The sequence below is a fragment of the Nonomuraea rosea genome (genome assembly GCF_039539705.1).
In the GTDB taxonomy this organism is placed as follows: domain Bacteria; phylum Actinomycetota; class Actinomycetes; order Streptosporangiales; family Streptosporangiaceae; genus Nonomuraea; species Nonomuraea rosea.
This window is the reverse complement of sequence record NZ_BAABDQ010000128.1, coordinates 1-1296: the sequence shown is the minus strand read 5'-3', so window position 1 is coordinate 1296 and position 1296 is coordinate 1. Positions and strand designations below refer to the sequence as shown.

The 1296-nt window shown below is 68.4% G+C and carries 1 protein-coding gene; it reads right to left on the bottom strand.

The window, feature by feature from the left end; all coding sequences use genetic code 11:
- Positions 1 to 19 precede the first annotated feature (19 nt).
- Entirely contained in the window at positions 20 to 1123 is a 1104-nt protein-coding gene (locus ABEA43_RS67710) for an IS5 family transposase (protein ID WP_345581552.1), read from the bottom strand.
- Positions 1124 to 1296: the final 173 nt, after the last annotated feature.

The following is a 1296-nucleotide window of genomic DNA, read 5'->3' as shown; positions in this document are numbered from 1 at the left end:
AGAGCCTGCTGACAAAGGCTTAAGTGCTGGTGGGCATGGGGCCGTAGAGAGCCGGTGCGATCTTGTTGATGTAGCCCTGATGGGACCATTGGGACAGTTGAACGCGGAAGCTGTTGACGTTCTCGATGCCGAGGATGGCGGCCAGTTCGCTGCCTGTCCAGGCCCGCCAGGGCTGTGCGGCCAGGAGTTGCAGGACCTTGCCGCGTCGGTCGGGGCTGGACAGGTGCGGGAGCGGTGGTGGGCCGCGCCAGCGGCTCGCGGGTGGCCGGCCGGCGAGCTCGCGGGTCAGGCGGCGGGTCATCTGGTGCATCGTGGCCCACCAGATCAGGGCTTCGTGATGTTCAGGCTTGCGTTCATAGATCCGCACCAGGCGGCGGTAGCGCGACAGCCAAGCGAATGTTCGTTCCACCGCCCACCTGCGCGGAAGGACCACGAAGCCGCGCAGGTCGTCGCTGCGTCGCACGATCGACACGGCCAGGCCCAGGACCTTCCCGGCCCAGGTGACCAGCCGTCCGGCGTAGCCGCCGTCGGCCCAGACCAGACGGATCGTGGAGAACTTCTGGCGCAGCAGCGCCAGCACCGGATGCGCGCCGTCGCGGTCCTGCACCGACGCGGCGGTGACCATCACGCACAACAGCAGCCCGAGCGTGTCGACCACGACATGCCGCTTCTGCCCCTTCAGCTTCTTGCCCGCGTCATACCCGCAGGCCGCCGCCCCGACGGTCTCGGCCGCCCGGACCGTCTGGGAGTCCACGCACCCGGCCGTCGGCAGTTCCGCTCGACCGGCCAAGATGCGCAGCCGGCCGCGCAGCCGCCCGGCCAGCCGTTCGGGCAGGCCGCGCCGGGACCAGCGCATGAAGAACGCGTACGTCGCCTCGTGCGGCGGGAAATCGACTGGCAGGGCCCGCCACTCGATCCCGTACCGGGTCACGTAGCCGATCGCGTCCAGCATCGCGCGCAGGTCATGCACCATCGGCCGGCCCGTGAGGGCGACCAGCTCGGCCATCACGCCTCGCGCCTCAGGCTCCAGTACCTGCCATTCGATGTCGGTGAGATCCGACGGGTATGCCGGTTTCCGGTCGCGACATGCGCATCCGGGTGAGGCGCAACCACTGGCGTTCACGGCTGCGGGCGTGTAGACAGACAACCACGGGCTCCTGGCCGCTGAGCTGCTTAGACAACACCTCAGCTACCGGGAGCCCGCTCCCGTTCACCGGTCAACGGCCCAATGATGACCGCACCTCGACACTCTCGTGACTTGAGCCTCGACACCAAAGTCCTTTGTCAGCAGGCTCT